We start from the raw sequence: 22396 nt of genomic DNA, 5'->3' as shown, positions 1-22396 counted from the left end.
TATGCAGGACTACTTGTTGTCTATATTGATATTCTTACCGCTGGTTGCAGCACTTGTCATAACTTTTATGCCAGGTCAATATGCTGAACATTTCAAGAAAATTGCTTTAGGGGTTAGTGTCTTCCAAACATTAATAGCCGCTTGGGCATATTTTAAATTTCAGGATTTAGCTGGAGTAACTGATGCAGGTACCTTTCAGTTTGTAGAGCGTGCTTCATGGATAGACCTTAGCTTGGGTAGCCTGGGAAGACTCAGCGCTGAATATTTTATTGGTGTTGATGGATTGAGCATCACCATGGTATTGCTTTCAACAGTGATATTACTGATAGCAGTGATAAGTGCATGGAATATTCAGGATAGAGCGAAGGGTTTTTTCAGCCTGTTTCTTGTTCTCAATGCATCCATTATTGGGTGTTTTATTGCGCTCGACTTTTTGCTATTCTATCTATTTTTCGAGTTCATGCTTTTGCCGATGTATTTTCTTATCGGGTTATGGGGTGGGCCAAGACGAGAGTATGCTTCTATTAAATTCTTCTTGTACACTTTACTGGGTTCAATTTTCATCCTTATTGTGATGATTGCTTTGAACCTGTCGACAATTGATCCTGCAAAAACAGCTGTGGAGTTGCACCTGGTTGAAGCTGTTGAAAACGTTACACCTGCTATAATTGTTGAGGTGCAAAACATGCTATCAAAAGGTCAGGTATTGGATAACCAAATGGTGCATACCTTTAATCTGGTCTCAATGACTGATGCCAAAAACCTAATTCCTGGATCAATTTTAGACTTAGGCATAGTGAAAATCATATTCGGTTATCCAGCCAGGTTTGTGGCATTTTTACTAATTTTTATTGGCTTTGCTATTAAGATACCAGTTGTGCCGGTGCATACCTGGCTGCCAGATGCACACGTAGAGGCTCCAACTTCCATTTCCGTTATTCTGGCGGGAGTTCTATTAAAAGTAGGTGCTTATGGATTACTTAGAACTGGTATTTTAATATTCCCGGAAGGGGCATTAAAATATGCATGGCTTATAGGTTTGCTTGGAGTGATATCCATTTTGTATGGTGCCATGAACGCTTTAGCCAGCAAAGACCTGAAAAGACTTATTGCCTATTCTTCAGTATCTCACATGGGTTTTGTTTTACTTGGTTTTGCGGCAATAACAGCTGAAGGCTTGGGTGGAAGCATCTACCAAATGGTAAGCCATGGTATTATATCAGCTGGATTGTTTCTGATAGCAGGAGTAATCTATGATCGTACTCATAACAGGATGATAGAGAACTATTCTGGACTTGCCCATGTCATGCCTAAATATACTGTGGTGGTGGTAATCTTCTTTTTCGCTTCATTGGGCTTGCCGGGTTTCTCAGGCTTTATTGCGGAGATATTTGTTTTGCTCGGAGCTTTTTCTTCCATGGTCATCTCAAAATGGTTAATGGTGCTTGCAACATTTGGGCTTGTACTGGCAGCAGGTTATTATCTCTGGACTATCCAGCGAATGTTTTATGGCAAACTTCACCTCAAGGGTGATATTGATAAAAATGTTTTGGTTGACATGAACATCCGAGAGTGGATCATGTTCATTCCGTTGATTGTACTGGCTGTACTTTTGGGTATTTTCCCTCACTTTATTCTAGACCTTATCAATGCTTCTGTGGAAACTGCTACAAGTTTTATATTTGACACCGGGCTGGAAAACCTAAAAATAATTCAGAAGTAGGTGGAGGGTTTAGGCTTAAAACTGGAATTGATCATGCAGTATTTTCAGGTTATTCTGCCTGAACTTTTTCTGGTATGCCTGCTTGTTATTTTGGTACTGGTTGATCTTGTAGTAAAGGAAAAAAGAGGCGTTTTAATAACCCTTACATTCGTGGGCGTATTAGTGGAGCTTTACCTGGTTACACATCAATACTTTGACACGACACAGCCGGTTTCAGGATTCTTTAATTTAATTTTACTCAATAGCTACGCGGCTTTTTGGAAAATGCTATTATCGGTCTCGACCTTAGTAGTCATTTTAATTGCCACTATTAATAAAGAACAAAAGCGGTTGGCAGAGTTCTTAACGCTGATTCTGACAATTTTAATTGGTGCCAATCTTCTGATCATGTCCTCTAACTTGCTCATGATCTTTTTGAGCGTAGAGGTGATCTCTATTGCTTCTTATATTATCACCACATTTGCCTTTAATAGAGGTAGTGCAGAATCTGGTTTGAAGTATTTGCTATTTGGTGCTGCAGCCTCTGCAGTTATGCTTTATGGCATGTCATTGCTCTATGCTCAAACACTTACTTTGGAGTATCCATCGCAGCAGTTTTTAGATGCATTGCTGGAAGCAGAACCACTGCCTTTAATAGTCAGCTTTGTACTAGTACTTGCAGGGTTGTTTTTCAAAATAGCAGCCTTTCCATTTCACATTTGGGCACCAGATATCTATACCTCAGCGCCTACCTCTGCGGTGGCCTATTTTTCTGTTGTTCCTAAATTGGCGGGCTTCGCAATTTTAACCAAAGTGGTGCTTGTGTTTAACTTGTTTGGTCAGGGACCTGTTAACTGGTTTACCTTACTAAGCATTACAGCTATGCTCACTTTGGTGGTTGGAAATTTTTCTGCCATTTGGCAGTCGAATGTGAAAAGGATGCTGGCCTATTCTTCAATTGCTCATACTGGATTTTTACTTGCTGGTTTTGCTGCTTTCTCAGAAACTGCCTTGCAACATGTGCTGTTCTACGCTTCTGTTTATCTTACTATGAATTTAGGAGCTTTCTTATTGGTTCAGTATTTCGAAGTGAAGCACAATTTTACCAAAGTGGAGGATTATAAAGGTTTGATAAATACCTATCCGTTTCTATCGATCATCTTTTTGATATTTATGATTTCATTGGCAGGATTGCCACCAACAGGAGGTTTTACGGCTAAATATCTGGTTTTTTCTTCTATTTGGGACAGCTATAGCACTACAGGAAATCAGTGGCTGTTTTATTTATTGATCTTTGGTTTGGTCAATACTGTGATATCTCTTTTCTATTATCTCAAAATTCCTTTCTATATGATCTTCCGCACAGGGGCTGATAGTGTGGTTGCGCATAAAAATAATCTATCGTTAGAGAATTTTTTGGGAGGGTTATTGGTTTTAGCGATATTGTTGATATTCTTTAAACCAGACTGGTTGATGGGAATGATTAATAGTGTTAGTTTTGCTTTTTAATTCCAGTGCATGAGTGATAGCATAAAACATGAATGTGGCATAGCCATGGTTAGGCTTAGAAAACCACTTTCTTACTACATCGAAAAGTATGGCTCACCAACCTACGCCATGAACAAGATGTACATTTTGATGGAGAAGCAACGCAACAGAGGGCAGGATGGCGTTGGAATTGCAAACATCAAAATCAACCAAAAACCAGGACTGCGATATATCAGCAGGTACCGCTCAATAGAGCACGAACCAATCAAGGGCATATTTGAGAAAATAGGTCGTAAGTACAGAAAGGCCAAAAAGGAAGGTGGCGATTTGTACTATGATGAAAACTGGATGAAAGAGAATTGCGCTTTCACCGGTGAAGTTTGGTTAGGTTATTTGAGGTACGGAACCCATGGTAAAAACAGCGTTGAAAACTGTCACCCATTTTTAAGACAGAACAACTGGAGAAGCAGAAACCTGGTTGTGGCGGGTAACTTCAATATGACCAATGTTGATGAGCTTTTTGATATTCTGGTAAAACTCGGCCAGCACCCGAAAGAAAAAGTGGATACCGTTACGGTAATGGAAAAAATAGGCCACTTTTTAGATGAAGATAATAACGAGATTTTTAGAAAATATAAGGAAGAGTACACCAATAAGGAGATTACTGAATTAATTGAAAGTGAGCTTGATCTTGTGAAAGTACTGAGCAGGGCCTGTAAAGACTTTGATGGTGGTTATGTGATGGGAGGAATGGTAGGTCACGGTGATGCTTTTGTGGCACGTGATCCATCGGGTATTCGTCCTGCTTACTACTATGCAGATGATGAGGTGATTGTGGTTGCTTCTGAGAAGCCTGCGATAAAAACAGCCTTTGATGTTGACTATGCGGAGATAAAAGAGATTGATCCTGGCCATGCCTTGATCATAAAGAAGAATGGCGATTATAGTCAGCAGCAGTTTATTAAGCCATTGGAGAAGACAGCTTGCAGTTTCGAGCGTATTTATTTCTCCAGAGGCACAGACCCTGATATCTATCAGGAGCGAAAAGAGCTAGGAAGGCTACTGGTTCCTCAGATCCTTCAGTCTATCAATTACGATTTAAAGAATACCGTATTTTCATATATCCCAAACACTGCTGAGACCGCCTTTTTAGGAATGATGCAGGGAATGGAAGATTATCTAACTGCCAAACAAAAGGAAGTCTTTATTGACGGAAAGCCTTTTGTTGGTGAGCGCGAAGACTTCTTGTCTTTCCGACCTAGGGTAGAGAAGATAGTAATCAAAGACGCTAAGCTAAGAACCTTTATTACCGATGACTCACATCGGGATGAGATGGTAGCTCATGTTTATGATACTACTTATGAAGTGGTGAGAAAAGGCATTGATACTTTAGTGGTTTTGGATGACTCTATTGTGAGAGGTACTACACTTGAAAAGAGTATTCTTACCATGCTTAACAGATTAGAGCCGAAGAAAATAGTGATTGTTTCTTCTGCACCGCAGATCAGGTTCCCTGATTGCTATGGTATAGACATGTCTAAAATCAGCGAGTTTGTAGCTTTCAGAGCTATGGTGAAGTTGTTGAAAGACAGAGGTCTTGAATATAAGCTGGAAGAAGTTCGTGATAAATGTCTGCATGCCTTGTCTAAGAAGGAAGCAGTGAATCAGGTAAATGAACTTTATGAGCAATTCACACCACAAGAGATATCTGACAAAATTGCTGAAATTGTGAAGCCTGAAGCCATGACGGCAGACTTGGATGTTATTTACCAGACAGTGCCTAACCTTCATAAAGCATGTAAAAACCATACTGGTGACTGGTATTTTACGGGCAATTTCCCAACAAAAGGAGGGATGCGCGTAGCCAATCAGGCATTTGTCAACTATATGGAAGGAAAGCTGGTAAGGGCTTACTAAGAAATAGAATGAAGATTATATTAAGTAACAAAGGCACCCCATGGGTGCCTTTTTGTTTAATGAAGTTGATTCTAAATTTAATTCATAATTAACTAAAGAATTGAGGTAACCAGCCATAGAAGGTTACCTTGAAGATGGGAAATAAGCAATAAGTGTCAATGCACTTGCTTTAGGAAGGATAGCAAATGGGGTTAATCTGATTGAGGAAAATCCAAATTATACGCCACACTTTTATATTCTAATTCCGCATAGGTAAAATCACCATCAGGTTTATGATATGTTGCTTTCCCTTTACTGGGTAATAGATATCCATTTATCATTTGATAGTTTTCTACGGGTGTTGACCAAGGATATTGAGTATAAGATTTCCCATCAGTTTCATACCTGTCGATACTGATGAAATTCACAAGTTCATGTTTTTCATTAAAATAAAGTTCAGCACTTATTTTAATCCGTCCATTTGTAAAATATGCTTTTACCACAGAGTCGCTTATGACTTCCCATTCTATTCTTTTGTCAATTAGGGTAGCAGGAGCTATAATGCACATATCGTTAAATAATGTGACTGTTTCTCCCTGATTCATTTTTTCTCCCCTGGCATCAACGACATTAATCCAGTTGAGCAATTTTACTTGAAATGTGGCTGTTTCATTTTGGTATATATGCAGTGCAGTGGCAGGCAAGCCCATTTTTGTGGCTGAGATATAATAGTAGCGTGATGGATTCTGATAAAAATTGTATTGAACTGAACTTACATTCATTCCTTTATCATCTGGTGATGAACGTAAAATGCCAGCAAATTCAGCCCGGAAGTTTTTAACCTTTTGTTGACCAACCGATTTTGTATATCTGAGGTATTCTTGCACCAGTGCTGGTAAATGAGAGATGTCATTTTCAGTTAAAATATCCGTGGCAAAAGTATTGTTATTTGAAAAGTCAGCTTGCACCCTTGATGTAAATTCACTTTTTATTAAGAATGACCCTAAACTGATAACAATCACTATAAATGTTATAGCATTGGGGATGGTGCCAAACTTCGCGTCTTTCCAAAAATAGAAGATTATGGCTTGAGATATAACGACCGTTATGGTTCCAAAAAGCCAGGCATATTTAGTATTGAGAAAGAAGAGTATCCCATATATTACAAACAGTATACTTGCGATAAACCAAATAAGTCCGAATGGTTTTGAGATTGGCAGGGTTAATTCCTTTACATCTTTAATCCCAAACCCTTTTACAAAACCCATTAGGTGGATGAGCCCATGTATTATCACAAATATTGAAAATGCTATTCTCATTTTAGGTGTGATTTTTTTGTTCTGATTACCGCTGATTTTTTTAGTGAAAATCCCAGTTGTCTCAGAACTGATTTCTACTAATTTAGTACATTTTACCATGCTCATAAGTGGCTTTAAGGCTATTTTAGGTAGATCTTGATTAAGATCATAAGAAATTGATTGATGTGGATCTAACTCTGACAATTGTCATAATTAAAAGCCTTTTAACTGGTAGGAAATAGTTCTATAAGTTGGATAAATACACTCGTTTTGGAAACGAGCGCTAGCTGGGGGCTTAAAAATGAAGCGAAGCGGAATGTTAAGCCCGACCTGCTCCGAATTGTCCCCGTGACCAAACTACATTTTGAAACATAAACTTTAATTTAACACCAAACCCCCACATTGCATAAACATTTTGTTGTGGCCAGTTGTTTCTCCGTCATTGTATCCAACCGTCCTCACACCAATCTAATACTTCTCCACTGTCATTTAGTTTGAACCAAAGTTGTCGTCCGTATTCTCCGTCTTTCTTTATTATGTCAATTCTGGTGTAATAACGTCCCTCGAACCCAATATGTCTGAAGAAATAAATGTTAAAAGGTTCTCCAAACATTTTATTTGTCATTCGTCTGCAAAGTCCTGCGAATCCACCCCTTAGTTTCTGAAATTTAAGTCTCTCGACCTTTTTTATTGGGTTTTTTAATTTAACTGTCAAGCTTTTTAAATCAAGCGTATCCAATTCTCCTGTCGCTGTTGTCCCAAGCCTCATGTACTCATTATAGTATAATTTAACTTGTGCTGTGTCATTTCTTACTTGTCGCCTTTTGCAAACAAAATAGTTTGAGATAACATGTCCGACATAGTTTGGAACTTTCTCAATTTCAATCTGACCAGTCGATTTTAATTTATCTCCTTTGTCATGAATGTTTTTAATGTAGTAGTCCATTGCTTTTTCCTCAATGTTTGTCCGCTGGGAGAAACTTAGGAAAGGAGTCAATATAAATACTGTTATTATTAGATGTCTCAATGTCATTAAACAATTGGCCACAACAATTATATAACAAGCATTAATGTTCGTTATTTCTAAATATCTTGAAATAGCAGACACTGAGCGTTTGTTATATTCGATTAGCAAGATATGCCATAACTACGGGTTTACAAATATTTCCCCACTCATGTATTTCTTGTTTGAACTGCTTTAAGGTTATGTTACCTTGTCTTAATATCAATCAAAACCTTAAACCCATGTCACACCCTAAATCATTCTATTTTTCAGGTCTGTTGTTGCTACTGTTTGCTATTCAGAGTTGCACCAAAACGGAGCCGGAGTCAAAGCTAAATTTTGAATTAACCTTTGATCAAAATCTTGTAGAAGGTGATCAGACCGGAAGACTCATCCTTTTACTATCAAAATCTGATGATCGTGAGCCAAGATTTTCTCTAACCGATGGCCCTAATACCCAATTAGGCTTTGGCCTTGATGTAGAAAATTGGAATGGCCAAAATGCTTTGGTATTTGAAGGTGATACTTATGGCTATCCTATTAAAACCATGAGCGATATACCGGCAGGAAAGTACTATGTGCAGGCCATACTGAACAGGTATAAGGAGTTTAACCTGTCTACAGGGCACAAGGTAATGCTACCACCTGATATGGGTGAAGGTCAGCAGTGGAACAGAAAACCCGGTAATATTTATAGCAAACCTATGGCTATTGAGATAGGCACCAATGATGGAGATTTCAAGATCAGCCTTGATCAGATTATACCTCCAATTGAAAGCCCTGAGGATACCAAATACATCAAACACATTAAGATGAAAAGTGACCTGCTCTCCAAGTTTTGGGGTGAGGACACTTATTTAGGTGCTCATGTTTTATTACCTGAAGGTTTTGATGAGCACCCTGAGGCTAAATATCCATTGATGATCTTTCACGGTCATTTCCCTTCAGATTTTGGCGGTTTTAGAACTTCTCCACCAGACCCGGACATGAAGCCTGAATACAGCGCACGTTTCGGGGTGGATGGCTATAACGTTATGATGCAGCAAGAGGCTTATGACTTTTACAAAAAATGGACTGGCCCTGATTTTCCAAGAATGATTATCATTGAAATACAGCACCCAACGCCTTATTATGATGATTCTTATGCGGTGAACTCTGCCAGTCAGGGTCCTTATGGTGATGCTATAACCTATGAGCTGATTCCACATATTGAAGAACAGTTCAGAGGCATTGGTGAAGGCTGGGCAAGGTTCTTATATGGTGGCTCGACAGGCGGATGGGAGGCCTTGGCAGTGCAGGTGATGTATCCTGATGAGTACAACGGCTGCTTTGCAGCTTGTCCTGATCCGGTAGATTTTAGAGCATATACTTCAATGGATATTTATAATGATGATAATGCCTATTACTATACCAGCGACTTTAAGAAGCCTTTGCGTCCTGGGCACAGAAATTATCTAGGCAGAGTTGATGCCACTACTGAAGATATGAATTTAAGAGAACTGGTACTAGGCACCAAAAGCCGGTCTGGCCAGCAGTTTGACATTTGGGAGGCTACTTATTCACCGCAAGGTGAAGATGGTTATCCGGTAAGGTTATGGGATAAGAAAACCGGTGAGATCAACAAAGAGGTTACTGAGTACTGGAAGGAGAATTATGACCTGAGCCATATCATCAAAAGGGATTGGGAGACTTTAGGCCCTAAGCTGGAAGGAAAAATTCATGTGTATTGTGGGGATATGGATAACTACTACCTCAATAATGCTGTGTATTTGATAGAAGAGGTTTTAGAAGCTACCGAGGAGCCTTATTATAATGGTGAGGTAGACTATGGTGACAGAGCAGAGCATTGCTGGAATGGTGATCAGGAGAATCCAAATCACATTTCAAGGTTGCGTTATAATACCATGTATGTTCCTAAAATCCTTAAAAGGATAGAAGCAAGCGCTCCAAAGGGTGCTGATTTGAAGAGTTGGCGTTATTGAAATCTGCTTTGCTCTTCTTCTGAACCTGTTGATTTGTTGCGCTTTTTGATATTGTTGTTACCAAAGGATCTTGAGTAAGTGATCATCAATACATTGGTTTCGAACCCTATATGTGTATTACTGTTTATGTTGGCTTCAGGAATATTGGCGGTGAAGTACCATTGACTGGTTTCAAAAATATCGTTGTATGCAATTCTTAATTGGCTGTTTGAGAACTTCTTCTCAAGTCCGAAATTTAAAGCACCTAGTGCTTTAAGCTCTGAGACTCCAAAAAGTTGCTTGGATTGATAATATCCAGATAATTCAATAGTGAACTTGTGAGGTAGGGAGAATTTTTGAGATCCGTTAAAAGTCAAATTTTTGATGGTAAGGTCTACAGGATTGTCCAAATAAATGGCCTTCAGGTTTATGTAGTTAAAAGCTCCATTAATCTGCCATTCCCACCATTTGGTTATAGAAAAAGGGACAGACAAATTCACACTATAATTGTTTCTATAATCAAGATTCTCAGCCTTGCTTACTTGCTTATTATCTTCATTTATACGCGGTTGAAATAATGATATTGAGTTTTTATCATGGCTATATTGCAATGAAAGAAGGATAGACTTAAATCTATATTCGGCTTTAAAAGCATCAGTCAGAGCCGGTAGCAAGCTCTCATTTCCACTCCAAAAGCTATTAGGATCTAGAAAAATTACGAAAGGTGCAATTTGGAAGAATGAAGGTCTGGTAATTCTTCGGCTATAAGAAAGTACAAAGCTATTGTTTTTGTTAATCGTGTTTTGAAAGAATACGCTCGGAAACCAGTTTCCAAAATTTCTATCTACTACATTCTGTGCTTTCTCGGTGTCTATGTTTGTGATAGTATGCTCATATCTCAAACCTGCTTGTATATCAATTTTTTCTGAAACATTTATGGTTGAAGCCAAATATCCAGCAGAGATATCTTCTTCCATATCAGCAAGACTTGTTAGATTGTCGTCTCTAACTAAGATTCCATTTTCTAAGTTTTCAACAATTATATCATTATTAAGTCTCGATGATGAATACTTACCACCAGCCTCAAGGTTTACCTTTTCACTTATTTTAAAAGAGTAATCTATTTTGCTTACCCAAGTTTTAATGGGTGTTTTTTTCTTGCTGGTAAGTCCTATTGTATTTGATAAAGCTCCTTGCTGATCAAAATAATTCTGATCATAATCTGTTGGGTTCTCTGAGTCGTAATCTATGTAATCTAGGTCTATTGAGAGTGATTGTTTATCGTTAATATCATGCGTGATATTAAAATTACCTAATAGCAAGAGCCATTTATTTATTTCAAACGTACTCATTGTGGTTCTTTGAGTAGATGTGCTGTTGTATTGATAAATATCAGCAAGAGCATCCATTTCCCAATTCCTGTCAAAAGCACTTATGAGACCTCCTATTGTCGTCTTCTTGCCAATGTTCCAATCTATCCCAATTCGCCCATTATGCACGCGGGTAAATGCATCACGGTCGTTGTCTGTATCGTAGACATTCAAATCATTATTGATAAGAACACTGCGGTCGCCAGTAAAAAGCTGTTGAGTTACATTCATTCTGTAAGCATAGTCGCCATAGATGTTGAATTTTTCGCTTCTATTATTAAAGTTGATACTTCCACCATACTTTTCTTTCCGGCCGTATCCTGAGAAAAGAGAGAGGTTGCCATTTGTTCCGGTATCAATGGATTTTTTGAGTACAATATTGATCATACCGGCATCGCCTTGTGCTTCATATTTTGCTGGAGGTGTTGTTATTAGTTCAATTTTTTCCAGACTTTCAGCATTCATACCATCCAGCATTTGCACTGCTGCATCCAATGGCATTTGCGATATTTTCCCATTAATCATTATCCTGACTCCTTGCTTGCCAGCCAGTGCAATGGAGTTATTCATTCTGTCTACTGTTATACCAGGGGACCTCGCTAATACATCCAGCGTGGAACCACCTGAAGCACTGATATTGCTTTCAACATTGATGATGGTTCTATCAATTTTTTGTTCGAAGAGTGGCTTTTCGGCTTCAATAACTACTTCGCTTAATTGCTTAGAATCCTCTGTTCCTATCAGATTGTCGTACTTTTTTGATGGATTTGCTGATGTCAGTTGAAAGATATCTGTATAAACATCTTTATAGCCTATAAACTTAATCTGCAAGATAAATGGCCCTGATTTGGAAGTGCTAATCATGAATTTTCCCGAGGTGTCTGTTATGTCTCCTTTTACAAGGGTCGAATCAGAGCTATTCAAAAGTAACACATTGGCATAAGGTAAGGGAGCTTGATTGCCATCAACATATTTACCAGAAACTTGAAATTGTGCCTGTAAGGAGAAGGAAATGCAGATAAGCAGGAATGTAGCACCATTTTTCATAGCAGAAATATTGAATTAGAAGGAATAATAATTACCAATTAGGTAGAGAGGCGGTGCTACCTGTTTCAATGTAATATTAATATTTATAAATTGCTAATAACTAGAAGGTTATAAACTTCTCAATAATTGAGTGATGTAAGAAATGGAATAGAATTCAAGGCAGATAAAAATCAAATACTGAATCATTCATAGATTTGAAATGACCTTTAGGACATTTGTCAAATTCTGTTTTGAGTCACAGTATTAACACTATTGCTATTTAAATTTTTGCGTACTTATTATTTTGAATTTTCTATTGATAGAAATATTTAGTGAATCTGGCATTGGGAGAGGTTCTCCATCAACATGATATGTTTTGGAGTCAGAAGTGATAGTTAACCTGGAGGTTTTAACGAACTCGATATACTTTGAAGCTTTAAGTGTACAGGTAAGAATTCGGTAGATAAAGACTGGTATGTAGTAAAAAGGTAATGGCTTAACCAGTACTACTTCCAGGATTCCATCATCAAAAATTGCTTGTGGCGCGATATAAACATTATTTCCAAACTGTCTTGTATTCGCTACATTGATCATCTGATAAAAACCTGATATTTTAGAGTCATCAAATTTTATCTCAGCCATTATTGGCGTGTAATTAAAATAGGCCTTAATTGTTAAAACTATGTAGGAGAGTAGTCCACGCCTTTTTAAGTTTTTAAAGTCATCTGCAACCTTACTATCAATACCCAAGCCAATCATATTACATGAAAACACCTTATTCACAGACACCAGATCTATCAATTGAGTTTGTCCCAATTCGATCTGTGACATCAAAATATTAAGATCTTTTTTAAAGCCAATTTCCTTTGCAAAACCATCTCCAGAGCCACTGGGTAAGATAGCTAAGATGATGTTATCATTATCAATTGTGTATTTTAATACATTGTTTAATGTGCCATCACCACCACATATGACTAATACCTTGTAGTCTTGAATGGCATTGCTCATAAAATCATCAAACTCATCTTTTGAATTACTTATGAAGTATTGAATTTGAGGATCGTAATTTAAGAGTGCTTTAATTATTTTGTCAGGATTCTGCTTCCCTGAGTGAGGATTGATAATGAAAAGGATATCTTTTATTGCTATCATTTCTTTCATTATACCAACTTTTGATAACTGCTCATGATCAATTAGCGCTAATTAAACGCCCTCTTTATTTGAATGTAAGAATAGCAAAGAAGACGAGTTGATGAAAGTGAAATTGTCATATTATTTTAAGTTTTCTGAACGCTCAAAGTCTAATTCTTACCACTCAAGGAAGATAAAAATCAAATACTGAATCATTCATGCATTTGAAATGGCCTTTAGGACATTTGTCAAACCCGATTTTTGAGCACGGCCGGCAGTCGATTTTATTGTTTTCAAACACAGTAAACTTCGTACGGTAAGGGTACATGCCAAATGAGGGTATGGTGTTACCCCAAATGCTGAAAACCTGTTTTTTGAAGGCTGCTGCAATATGCATAAGTCCGGTATCATGGCTGAATACATGAGTGGCCTGTTTTACCAAGGAGGCTGATTGGTTCAGGTTGTATTTGCCACACGCATTATAAATGATGGTTTTTTTGTTAAGCCTGGTAAGGCCTTCTTCCATTGGCTCTGACTTGGTTGTTTTCTGGAAGAAACTTTCTATTTTATTGGCGTTTTCAGCATCATCAGTTCCACCCAATAAAACTACAGGCTTATTGATTTTATCACAAAGCTCAATCATGCGTTTTAATGGTAGTCTTTTGGTGCCATGTTGTGCGCCAATAGCATATGCCACATACTCTTTTCTGTGGGTTTCAGGCAGCCAATCCATAGGCACTTCATCTGCTTCAGGTATAAAATAATCAAGACCTAAGGCATCCATTTTTACACCAAAGCCTGAGACGGTATCCATATACCGGTCTACAATATGTCGGTTTGGGAGCTTGTCAATCTTCAAGTTAACCTTCAACCATTTCTCCCAATTGAGCTTTTTGAAGGTGTGGCTTTTAACCCCGAGTCTAGCTTTTATAATTCTGGTTCTTAGGTTATTATGGAGGTCTATGACAGCGTCAAACTTCTCTTTCTTTAACGCAGAAATTAGCTGACCAAGATTACCATCAAGATAGTGTGCTTTATCTATGTATGGGTTGTTATCTATAATAGTCCGGAATGATGATTTGGTGAGATAGTGAACCTCACAATCTGTCAGCTGGGTTTTCAGATTTCTCACTACTGGTGTAGTAAGCACAATATCACCAATGGAAGAAAAGCGGATGACTAATATTTTTTTTGGACTCATATTAGCTCACCAGGCTTAATGCGTTGGCTTTTCTTTTAGTGAAGAATTCATCTATTTCTTTTAGCGAAAGGCTGTTCAGATTATTAGCTTTAGTAAGTCCGCCTTTTCTGCCTACTTGTAATCCGTAATACATGTCTGCATAGCCCTCCATTTTATGTGCATCCGGGTTGATGCTTAGCATTACACCTTTTTCAATGGCATAGTTGACCCAGCGCCAGTCAATGTCCAATCGCCAAGGGTTGGCGTTAATTTCAATGGCCACATTGTTTTTGGCGCAGGCTTCAATAATTGCCTGGTGATCCACAGGATAACCCGGTCTTTTTAAGAGTAATCGGCCAGTCATGTGACCAAGGATAGTTGTAAAAGGGTTTTCAACGGCCTTTAATACTCTTTCTGTTGCTTTTATTTTATCCATGCTCATAGCAGAGTGGATTGAAGATACAATGAAATCGAAACTCGCAAGTACATCGTTGCTGTAATCCAAGCTTCCATCTGGTAAAATATCACATTCAATGCCTTTGAATATTTTGAAAGGCTTCATTTTCGAGTTTAGATCATCAATTTCCTTCTGCTGATCTGCCACTCTGTTTTCATATAGGCCATTTGCATAATAGAAGGAAGACTTGCTGTGGTCGGTTATTCCAAGATACTCATAACCCAACCGCTGACATTCCATGGCCATTTCCTCCAGCGTATGCTGCCCGTCACTATAGGTAGAATGGTTGTGCAAGATGCCTTTAAGGTCTTCCATCTCTATAAGCTCCGGAAGACCATCAGCTTTAATTTTTTCTAAGTTGGTAGAGCTTTCTCTAAGTTCGGGTGCAATGAAAGGCAGGTCAGCCAAGTCATAGACCTCTTTCTCTTTCTGTATTTTCTTGAAACCTAATAGCGCCTTTAATGACTTACCATCTTTCACTTTCTGGGCTAAATGCTCAGGAGAGCCGGTGGTAAGAAAAAGCTGCTTTTGAAAATCGTCAACCCCACAAAAGAGGAAGACAATATCTGACTTTTCATACTTTCCCCGAACAGCAAAAGGACTCGATTTTTTAGCATCAATTTCTAAGCCTTGAATTTGGGATATTATATCATTAAGATGTTCGAAATCATCACTTCCTAACAAAAAAGTTAATTCATCTATGATCTCCATTTTTCTCCTGAACGACCCTGTTGGAGACACTAGAACATTAGCATCGATGGCCTTAATAGCATCAATAAAATATTTGCTGATAGGCTCAGCCTGTGCAAAAAGCAGCTTACCTTCGTTTTCTTTCCTTAATAAAATGGCACTTTTGATATTTTCAGCGGTTTTGGCTCCGAAACCATTCTGCTTTGATAGCTCGCCATTTTCTGCAATTTCAAATAGCTGGTCTATAGAAGTGATGTCCAGCTCTTGCCATAGCTGCTTAATTTTTTTAGCCCCTACACCTTTCAATTCCATGATCTCTAAGATCCCTTCTGGCGTTTTGCTTTCCAGCTCATCATGAAGAGTAAGTTGACCTTTGGTGTTGATCTCGTCTATTGCCGAGGCAATGCTTTTGCCTACTCCACTTATAGCTTCAAGTTCTGCTTTAGTTTGATTTGCCAGCGCTGCATCAAATCTCTCCAGTTGAAAAAGGGCGCTGTTGTAGCTTTTTACTTTAAACTCATTTTCGTCATGCAGCTCCATCAGGGCTACTGTTTTCTTCAAGAGTTTAATTATTGTTTTATTATCCAATTTATAAATCTTAGTTTATAACTCATCAATTAAATAGAGTAGTCCCCTTATTTGGGGGAAGCGATTCTCCTAAATAAAAACAATTTTGCAGATGATTGTTAACCTTTAACTGCATATCAATTGTTAATATTGATTTTATGTAAATTTAAGAAAAAGGAATTCACGAATAAGAAAAAGGTATTTGCAAATGAACTATTGGTTAATGAAATCTGAGCCGGGTACTTATGCATGGGCTGATCTGGTTAAAGACAAAAAAACATATTGGGATGGGGTGAGAAACTATCAAGCCAGAAACAATATGAAAGAAATGAAAGTGGGTGATTTGGCACTATACTATCACAGTGTTAATGAAAAATGTGTGGTGGGAATTGCTAAAATAGTAAAGGAGTTTTATCAGGATCCAACTACTGATGATGACAGATGGGTAGTAGTGGATATTGCGCCTGTAGAAAAATTGAAGAACCCAGTGACTTTAGCAATGATTAAGGCTGAAGAGAGATTGTCTGAGATGGTGTTGGTTAAGAATTCAAGGCTTTCTGTTCAGCCAGTTAGAAAAGAAGAGTTTGATTTAATAATAGGAATGGGCCAATAATAATGAGATACTGTTTTTTTCTATGTTGCTTCTTTTTCGTTTCCATGTCCTTTGGTCAGGTAAAACAGACGCACATCTATGAGCTGGAGAAGAAAAACACAGATGATTTTTTTACTGTGCTTCCTGCCGGTGAAAAAGGGGTGGTTATTTTTAGAGATACGGATGACTATAAAAAGGGTGATAAGTGGCAGGTGGTGGCTCTTGATACCACACTTGTTGAAAAATGGAACATCGAACTATCTATAGACACCAGGTATAATTTTAAAGGGTATGACCTTAAAAATTCTACCATCTACTTTCTGTTTAGGAGGGGTGAGATGGAGAAAAATGACTACCACCTGATTACCATTTCTATTGATGATGGGGAAGTTACACGCTATGATATAGCAAATGAAATAGCATTAAGCCTAAGCCATCTGGTTATGCTTTCTGATAGAATGATTTTGGCAGGTTACGTCAACTTTAGCCCGACATTGGTGGCATATAAGATGGGTGGAGAAAGCTTCGAAGTTGTTCCTGGCTTTTTTAAGGATAGAAGTACCATTGTTGATTTAAGAAGTAACGAGAATGGCACCTTCAACTCTGTCACTTTAGAAAAGGATTACGCTGCTAATTATATCAAGCTAAGAACATACAGTGATGATGGCGAGTTGCTATTTGAGCGTCAGGTAGAGTCAGATGACAAACATTTTGTGTTAAGTGCCAAATCAAGTGGTTTTATTGATGGTAATTTTGCCATAGCAGGAACCTATTCTTTCAGAAGGTCATATTATGCAGCTGGTATTTATTTGGCAATTGTAAAACCAAGGGGGCAGGACAATATTATTAAATACCACAGCTTCGCAGACCTCAACCACTTTTTCGATTATATGAAGCCAAAAAGGGCTGCTCGTGTAAGAGCAAGGCTGAAAAGAAGGTCAGAAAGAGGCAAGGAACTGAATTACACTTCCAAGCTGCTGCTTCATGAAGTAAGAAAGTCAAAAAATGGCTACCTGCTGGCAGCTGAGATCTATGACCCTGAGTATGTTGAGCGAGGCACAGGCACTAATTACAATGGCTTTGGGTTCGATGATCGAAATGCTATCAGGAACAGAAATAGGGCGTCTCAAAGTTATGCAAAACAGCCTAGCAGGCTTCAGAATGTGGAAGATGCTGATCATTTCGAGTACCTGGAGTCTATTGTTGTGGAGATAGACAAGCAAGGAGATATTGTATGGGATAACAGCATGAAAATTGAAGATGTTGAAACAAACTCATTGGAGCAGGTAGTGCAATTAACGCAGACCGGTGACATGGTAAATATGATTTATAAAGCTGAAGATGAAATTAAATATCAATCAGTTCAACAAGATTCGATTGTAGAGGTTAATAAGGAGCCATTGAAGTTGCCCAATGAATATGATAAGATCAACCACACTTTTGATGGTTCGGGAAGAAGTGAATATTGGTATGGTAATAATTTTATTGTCTGGGGGTATCACAAAGTGGAAAACAAAGTAGAGACAGAAAGCAGGAATAGAAATGTCCTTTTTATCAACAAAGTCGTTTTTAAGTAAAGTTGTACTCACACACTTACTTACATTATTTGGGCATTTTGGTTTTAGCCAAATAACCCAACCAGATCGCTTTGAGGTAGATTCAGAAGGAGCAAACTTTGAAGTTATTTCTGCTAAAAATCAAGGCGCATTTTTGGTTAATACTGTACTTGATATTCCCAAAAAGGAATTTTCATGGCAAGTGTTTAAACTTGATACGGCTTTTAATTTGGAATGGAACAGAACTTATGCTGTTCCTCAAAATCAGGAGCTATTAGGTAAGTATTATAGTAATGGCAAATTATATTTCCTTTTCAGAAAGAATGAGGTTAAGAACAGAAATCTGGAACTTATATCATTTGATCAGCAAACTGGGCAGGCGGAGAGCTTTGTCATAAGGAATTATATTCCATTCGTATATTTTGATTTTAAAGTGCATAATAATGCTGCAGTAGTTGGTGGTTACTATAATTTCAGGCCAATTGTAATCCTGTTCAACCTTCAGGAAGGCATTCCTATAGTGTTGCCCGGCCTTTTCGAAGATCGCTCAGAATTGGCTCAAATAAGCATGAACAAGAATGCAACTTTTGACATCCTTTTAACAGGAAGGAATATTTTAAAACAAACCACCTTATTTCTGTATACCTATAATTATGAAGGTGTATTGGTAAAGAAAACTGACTTAAAGCCTGAGCATAAAAAGGAGCTCTTATTCGGCCGATCTAAAACGCTTCCAGATGGCAAGCAAATTATAGCAGGTGTTTATGGGAGAAGTATTTCTACTGACTATTCAAGGGGGGTTTTTATGGCTGATGTTGAAAGGGAGGATGAGCAAAGTATCTCTTATTACAACTATGCCGACCTGAAGAACTTCTTTAATTATATGCGCGCCAAAAGAGAAAAGAGGGTACTGGAAAGAATAGAGAGGAGGAAGATAAAACAGAAAAGGCTCCGATTTAATTACAGACTCCTGGTGCATGATCTTATACCTCAGGGTGATCATTATATACTTTTAGGCGAAGCTTTTTATCCTAAATACAAAAATGTAAGTGGTACTTATTACGGGTCAGGAACAATTATGTGGACTACCAATAACGGTATTCTTAAAAATTCAAGAGTGTTTGAAGGGTTTAAATATACCCATGCGGTGGTTCTGGGTTTTGACAAAGAAGGGAAACTGCTTTGGGACAATAGTTTTGAGATAAACGATGTTTTGTCGCAGCGACTTGAGCAATATGTGCACGCCAGTGTAAGTGAAGATAAGATTGCACTTTTATATGTTTATGAGGATTTTATTAGGTCTAAAATTATTAGTGAAGATCAGGTGTTGGAAGGCAAAGAGTTAACTCCAGTGGCATTAAAGAATAAAAATGATGTAGTCAGAGAAGGAGGCACAGAGCTAATGGGCATTGAATCTTGGTATAATAATGTCTTCTATGTTTACGGCACACAAAAAATTCAAAATCCGGGTGTTGATAATATTCCTCTACAGAGAGAGGTGTTTTTTATCAATAAAGTGATTTACAAATGAGATAATTATATATTTGCATCAGTTTGACAATGCAAAAGAAACTAATACTCGACTCCAACCTACTCAGTATAACAGTCAATAGACTTTGTCAACAACTTATTGAAAATCATGGTGATTTCTCACAAACGGCAATTTTAGGTATGCAGCCGCGCGGTATTCATTTGGCCGAAATGATTCATCAGAAGCTGGAAGAGACCACAAACCAAAAGATAGATCTTGGTTATTTAGATACTACCTTCTTTAGAGATGACTTCAGAAGAAGAGATAGCCCCGTTGCAGCTAATGCCACCAAAGTCCCATTTATTATAGAAGGTAGAAAAGTCATTTTGATAGATGATGTGCTTTATACTGGCCGAACTGTAAGAGCTGCCATGGATGCCATGATTGCATTTGGTCGCCCAAGTAAGGTGGAGCTTCTGACTTTGGTTAATAGAAAATACTCGAGGCAATTGCCGATTGAAGCCGATTATATAGGTATTGATGTCAACACTTTGGATACCCAGAAGGTGTTGGTGGAACTTGAAGCGCTGGGAAGTAAGAAGAACAAAATTTGGTTGATAAATAAGGATACACAATAATGTCACAACTTAGTCAGAAACACCTCCTTGGCATCAAAGACATTAACCGTAAGGACATTGAACTCATTTTCGAGACCGCAGCTAATTTCAAAGAGGTAATCAACAGACCGATAAAAAAAGTACCTTCTTTACGCGACATTACTATAGCCAATGTGTTCTTTGAGAACTCTACAAGAACCAAATTATCATTTGAGCTGGCTGAGAAAAGGCTTTCAGCAGATGTAGTAAACTTTTCATCTTCTAATTCTTCCGTTAAGAAGGGTGAGACCCTACTTGATACTGTTAATAATATCCTGGCTATGAAAGTGGATATGGTGGTTATGAGGCACAGCAGCCCCGGAGCCCCACATTTTTTAGCGAAGAACATAAAAGCAAATATTGTAAATGCTGGTGACGGTACTCACGAGCATCCTACGCAAGCTCTATTAGATTCCTTTTCCATCTATCAGAAATTCGGAAAACTTGATGGACTTAAGGTGGCTATTATAGGTGATATTCTTCACTCCAGGGTGGCGTTATCTAATATATTCGCACTTCAGAAAATGGGAGCCGAGGTAATGGTTTGTGGACCAATAACCTTACTGCCCAAGTACATAGCTTCTTTAGGCATAAAAGTGGAGTTGGATGTCCGCAAAGCACTTGAATGGTGTGATGTTGCTAATGTGCTGAGAATTCAATTAGAAAGGCAGCATATTAAATACTTCCCTTCCTTACGAGAGTATTCCTTATACTACGGCATCAATAAGAAGATGCTTGATAGTCTGGATAAGGAGATTACCATAATGCACCCGGGCCCGATTAACAGGGGAGTAGAACTTAATTCTGATGTGGCTGACTCAGATCACTCCATTATTCTGGAACAGGTAGAAAACGGTGTTGCTGTAAGAATGGCTGTTTTATACCTTCTTGCTGGCATCAACTAAAATGTAGGCTATGCTAGCATTTTTAGATGTCTTATTATTTATTATCCATATCTTAATTATTGGCTTCAATCTATTCGGCTGGATCATTCCAAAGTTCCGAAAGGCACACCTTTGGTTAGTAGCTGCTACGTTGTTTTCCTGGTTGGTCTTGGGGATCTGGAAAGGCTGGGGTTATTGTATACTTACAGACTGGCATTGGGATATTAAAAGACAATTGGGTGAGAAGCATTTGCCTAACTCTTTTATTAAATATCTGACTAACAATATTTTAGGTTTTGAATGGAGCAGCAGTACGGTGGACATAATAACCCTTAGCACTTTTGTTGTTGCAATAGCCCTTTCCATGCGAATCAATTTTTTTACTAAAAAATAAAACTGCCCTGAGGATTAGCTCAAGGCAGTCTCTGGCTAGATAAAACTATTTTTCATAAAACCAAGTGCTTCTGTTCTGAGTTGATTGAAGACTGAAGATGATTTTAAATTCTTAACCATTGGCAGTTTAGTAAAATTATATACTTAAGTCAAAGAAAAACATATTTAAAATCTGGCATTTAACATTATTTAAGAAATTTAATATTGATCTAAATAGTAATAGGCATTTTAAATATTTGATTTATAGATAAATAAAGAATTAAACATATGTTTATTTGTCTGGGAATGTAAGTACAGGCAACTTGATATGCTGTATCACTTCTTTTGAAAGGCTATCATGACTTAGCCAGTCAAAGAAACTATATTTTCTAGGCATAATAGCGAGTAGGTCAGGTTGGTTCACTTCAATATACTCTTTGAGCCCCTCCCATAATGATTGATTTTTTATAGTCATAAAATGGTGATTCACTCCCTGGAAATAGTCATTGAGCTTAGCGGATTCATAGACTTCTAACAACTCTTTCTCTTCGATATATTTTTCGATGTGAAACATCTCAATTTCGCTACCATAGGAGTAAGCAAATTCTAAAATTATGTCAAGCAACGAAGTATGATCTATATGCTTGTAATCAACACCGAATCCTATTTTATTGAAACTTTGATATTGATATTCAGGAGGGATAGTTAATACTGGTACTGTACTACTTGAAACGATTTTATAAGAAAATGTTCCTGCAAGCTCGTCATAAGGACTTTGGATGCCATCCGTACCCATAATAATCAAATCAATACCGAAAGTGTCTACTGCCCAAAGTATCGCCTCTTTTTTTGATTTTTCGGTCACGAGTATATCGGTTAAAATATTAACAAGGTGAGGATCATCGTTAATCAGCTTGGAGATTCTGTCAATCTGGGGTGATTTTTCCACATTGTTAATATCAACAGATGTGGTCTCTTCGTCCAACGCGTTTAAAATCAGTAATGTGGCTTCAAACTTTTCGGCTATATGTCCTGCATAATGTAATGCATTAATTGAGCAGGATGAAAAATTAATGGGCAGCAGTATTTTTTTTAC

Annotated in this window: 17 protein-coding genes; 10 read left to right on the top strand and 7 right to left on the bottom strand. The window is 37.8% G+C overall.

The window, feature by feature from the left end:
* Position 1: 1 nt before the first annotated feature.
* From E1140_RS13800 to E1140_RS13790, 3 genes are read left to right on the top strand one after another with little or no spacing between them, the layout of a single operon-like run.
* Entirely contained in the window at positions 2 to 1723 is a 1722-nt protein-coding gene (locus E1140_RS13800; protein WP_155184854.1) for a complex I subunit 4 family protein, read from the top strand.
* Positions 1724 to 1756: 33 nt separating this feature from the next.
* A complete protein-coding gene (locus E1140_RS13795) occupies positions 1757 to 3211 on the top strand; it encodes an NADH-quinone oxidoreductase subunit N (protein WP_155184851.1) in 1455 nt (484 codons plus the stop codon).
* Between the two features lie 9 nt (positions 3212 to 3220).
* The gene (locus tag E1140_RS13790; RefSeq protein ID WP_155184848.1) at positions 3221 to 5107 is read left to right on the top strand and encodes an amidophosphoribosyltransferase; all 1887 of its coding nucleotides are present in this window, start codon (positions 3221 to 3223) and stop codon (positions 5105 to 5107) included.
* 191 nt (positions 5108 to 5298) lie between these two features.
* On the opposite strand, the gene E1140_RS13785 is transcribed toward E1140_RS13790, so the two are convergent.
* Positions 5299 to 6405 (bottom strand): DUF6544 family protein, encoded by a 1107-nt coding sequence (locus E1140_RS13785; protein ID WP_221412695.1) that lies wholly within the window; start codon positions 6403 to 6405, stop codon positions 5299 to 5301.
* 418 nt (positions 6406 to 6823) lie between these two features.
* Positions 6824 to 7492, bottom strand: a complete 669-nt coding sequence (locus E1140_RS13780; protein WP_221412694.1) for a hypothetical protein — start codon at positions 7490 to 7492, stop codon at positions 6824 to 6826.
* A 137-nt stretch (positions 7493 to 7629) separates the two neighbouring features.
* Here E1140_RS13780 and E1140_RS13775 point away from each other — a divergent pair, with 137 nt between their 5' ends.
* On the top strand, positions 7630 to 9369 hold the full coding sequence (locus E1140_RS13775; RefSeq protein WP_155184839.1) for an alpha/beta hydrolase: 1740 nt from the start codon (positions 7630 to 7632) through the stop codon (positions 9367 to 9369).
* On the opposite strand, the gene E1140_RS13770 is transcribed toward E1140_RS13775, so the two are convergent.
* From E1140_RS13770 to polX, 4 genes are all read right to left on the bottom strand, one after another.
* On the bottom strand, positions 9363 to 11765 hold the full coding sequence (locus E1140_RS13770; protein ID WP_155184836.1) for a TonB-dependent receptor: 2403 nt from the start codon (positions 11763 to 11765) through the stop codon (positions 9363 to 9365). The genes E1140_RS13775 and E1140_RS13770 overlap by 7 nt on opposite strands.
* A 255-nt stretch (positions 11766 to 12020) precedes the next feature.
* Positions 12021 to 12905, bottom strand: coding sequence for a diacylglycerol/lipid kinase family protein (locus E1140_RS13765; protein WP_155184833.1), 885 nt, complete (start codon positions 12903 to 12905; stop codon positions 12021 to 12023).
* 154 nt (positions 12906 to 13059) lie between these two features.
* Positions 13060 to 14076, bottom strand: a complete 1017-nt coding sequence (locus E1140_RS13760; RefSeq protein ID WP_155184830.1) for a glycosyltransferase family 9 protein — start codon at positions 14074 to 14076, stop codon at positions 13060 to 13062.
* A gap of 1 nt (position 14077) precedes the next feature.
* Positions 14078 to 15790, bottom strand: coding sequence for a DNA polymerase/3'-5' exonuclease PolX (gene polX, locus E1140_RS13755; RefSeq protein ID WP_155184827.1), 1713 nt, complete (start codon positions 15788 to 15790; stop codon positions 14078 to 14080).
* 187 nt (positions 15791 to 15977) lie between these two features.
* On the opposite strand from polX, the gene E1140_RS13750 reads away from it, so the two are divergent.
* From E1140_RS13750 to E1140_RS13725, 6 genes are read left to right on the top strand one after another with little or no spacing between them, the layout of a single operon-like run.
* Positions 15978 to 16382 carry an EVE domain-containing protein gene (locus tag E1140_RS13750; RefSeq protein ID WP_155184825.1) on the top strand — a complete coding sequence of 135 codons (405 nt, stop codon included), beginning with the start codon at positions 15978 to 15980 and terminating at the stop codon, positions 16380 to 16382.
* Positions 16383 to 16384: 2 nt separating this feature from the next.
* On the top strand, positions 16385 to 17938 hold the full coding sequence (locus tag E1140_RS13745) for a hypothetical protein (RefSeq protein WP_155184822.1): 1554 nt from the start codon (positions 16385 to 16387) through the stop codon (positions 17936 to 17938).
* Positions 17904 to 19448, top strand: coding sequence for a hypothetical protein (locus E1140_RS13740; protein ID WP_155184819.1), 1545 nt, complete (start codon positions 17904 to 17906; stop codon positions 19446 to 19448). Before E1140_RS13745 ends, E1140_RS13740 begins: the two co-directional genes overlap by 35 nt.
* Before the next feature lie 29 nt (positions 19449 to 19477).
* A complete protein-coding gene (gene pyrR, locus E1140_RS13735; protein ID WP_155184816.1) occupies positions 19478 to 20026 on the top strand; it encodes a bifunctional pyr operon transcriptional regulator/uracil phosphoribosyltransferase PyrR in 549 nt (182 codons plus the stop codon).
* Positions 20026 to 20949, top strand: coding sequence for an aspartate carbamoyltransferase catalytic subunit (locus E1140_RS13730; RefSeq protein WP_155184813.1), 924 nt, complete (start codon positions 20026 to 20028; stop codon positions 20947 to 20949). Before pyrR ends, E1140_RS13730 begins: the two co-directional genes overlap by 1 nt.
* 10 nt (positions 20950 to 20959) lie before the next feature.
* Entirely contained in the window at positions 20960 to 21322 is a 363-nt protein-coding gene (locus E1140_RS13725; protein ID WP_155184809.1) for a DUF2784 family protein, read from the top strand.
* Positions 21323 to 21592: 270 nt separating this feature from the next.
* Here E1140_RS13725 and E1140_RS13720 read toward each other — a convergent pair.
* Positions 21593 to 22396: universal stress protein (locus tag E1140_RS13720; protein WP_155184806.1), on the bottom strand; the 804-nt coding region annotated here is incomplete at its 5' end.

This window comes from Fulvivirga lutimaris, from assembly GCF_009711525.1.
Taxonomy (GTDB): domain Bacteria; phylum Bacteroidota; class Bacteroidia; order Cytophagales; family Cyclobacteriaceae; genus Fulvivirga; species Fulvivirga lutimaris.
This window is presented reverse-complemented; position numbering and strand designations above follow the sequence as displayed.

Coding starts and splice junctions, on each gene's coding strand:
- E1140_RS13765 (WP_155184833.1), bottom strand. CDS start 12,905: ATGAAAGAAATGATAGCAATAAAAGATATCCTTTTCATTATCAATCCT.
- E1140_RS13790 (WP_155184848.1), top strand. CDS start 3,221: ATGAGTGATAGCATAAAACATGAATGTGGCATAGCCATGGTTAGGCTT.
- E1140_RS13760 (WP_155184830.1), bottom strand. CDS start 14,076: ATGAGTCCAAAAAAAATATTAGTCATCCGCTTTTCTTCCATTGGTGAT.
- E1140_RS13750 (WP_155184825.1), top strand. CDS start 15,978: ATGAACTATTGGTTAATGAAATCTGAGCCGGGTACTTATGCATGGGCT.
- E1140_RS13800 (WP_155184854.1), top strand. CDS start 2: ATGCAGGACTACTTGTTGTCTATATTGATATTCTTACCGCTGGTTGCA.
- E1140_RS13730 (WP_155184813.1), top strand. CDS start 20,026: ATGTCACAACTTAGTCAGAAACACCTCCTTGGCATCAAAGACATTAAC.
- E1140_RS13725 (WP_155184809.1), top strand. CDS start 20,960: ATGCTAGCATTTTTAGATGTCTTATTATTTATTATCCATATCTTAATT.
- E1140_RS13775 (WP_155184839.1), top strand. CDS start 7,630: ATGTCACACCCTAAATCATTCTATTTTTCAGGTCTGTTGTTGCTACTG.
- pyrR (WP_155184816.1), top strand. CDS start 19,478: ATGCAAAAGAAACTAATACTCGACTCCAACCTACTCAGTATAACAGTC.
- E1140_RS13745 (WP_155184822.1), top strand. CDS start 16,385: ATGAGATACTGTTTTTTTCTATGTTGCTTCTTTTTCGTTTCCATGTCC.
- E1140_RS13770 (WP_155184836.1), bottom strand. CDS start 11,765: ATGAAAAATGGTGCTACATTCCTGCTTATCTGCATTTCCTTCTCCTTA.
- E1140_RS13740 (WP_155184819.1), top strand. CDS start 17,904: ATGTCCTTTTTATCAACAAAGTCGTTTTTAAGTAAAGTTGTACTCACA.
- E1140_RS13785 (WP_221412695.1), bottom strand. CDS start 6,405: ATGAGAATAGCATTTTCAATATTTGTGATAATACATGGGCTCATCCAC.
- E1140_RS13795 (WP_155184851.1), top strand. CDS start 1,757: ATGCAGTATTTTCAGGTTATTCTGCCTGAACTTTTTCTGGTATGCCTG.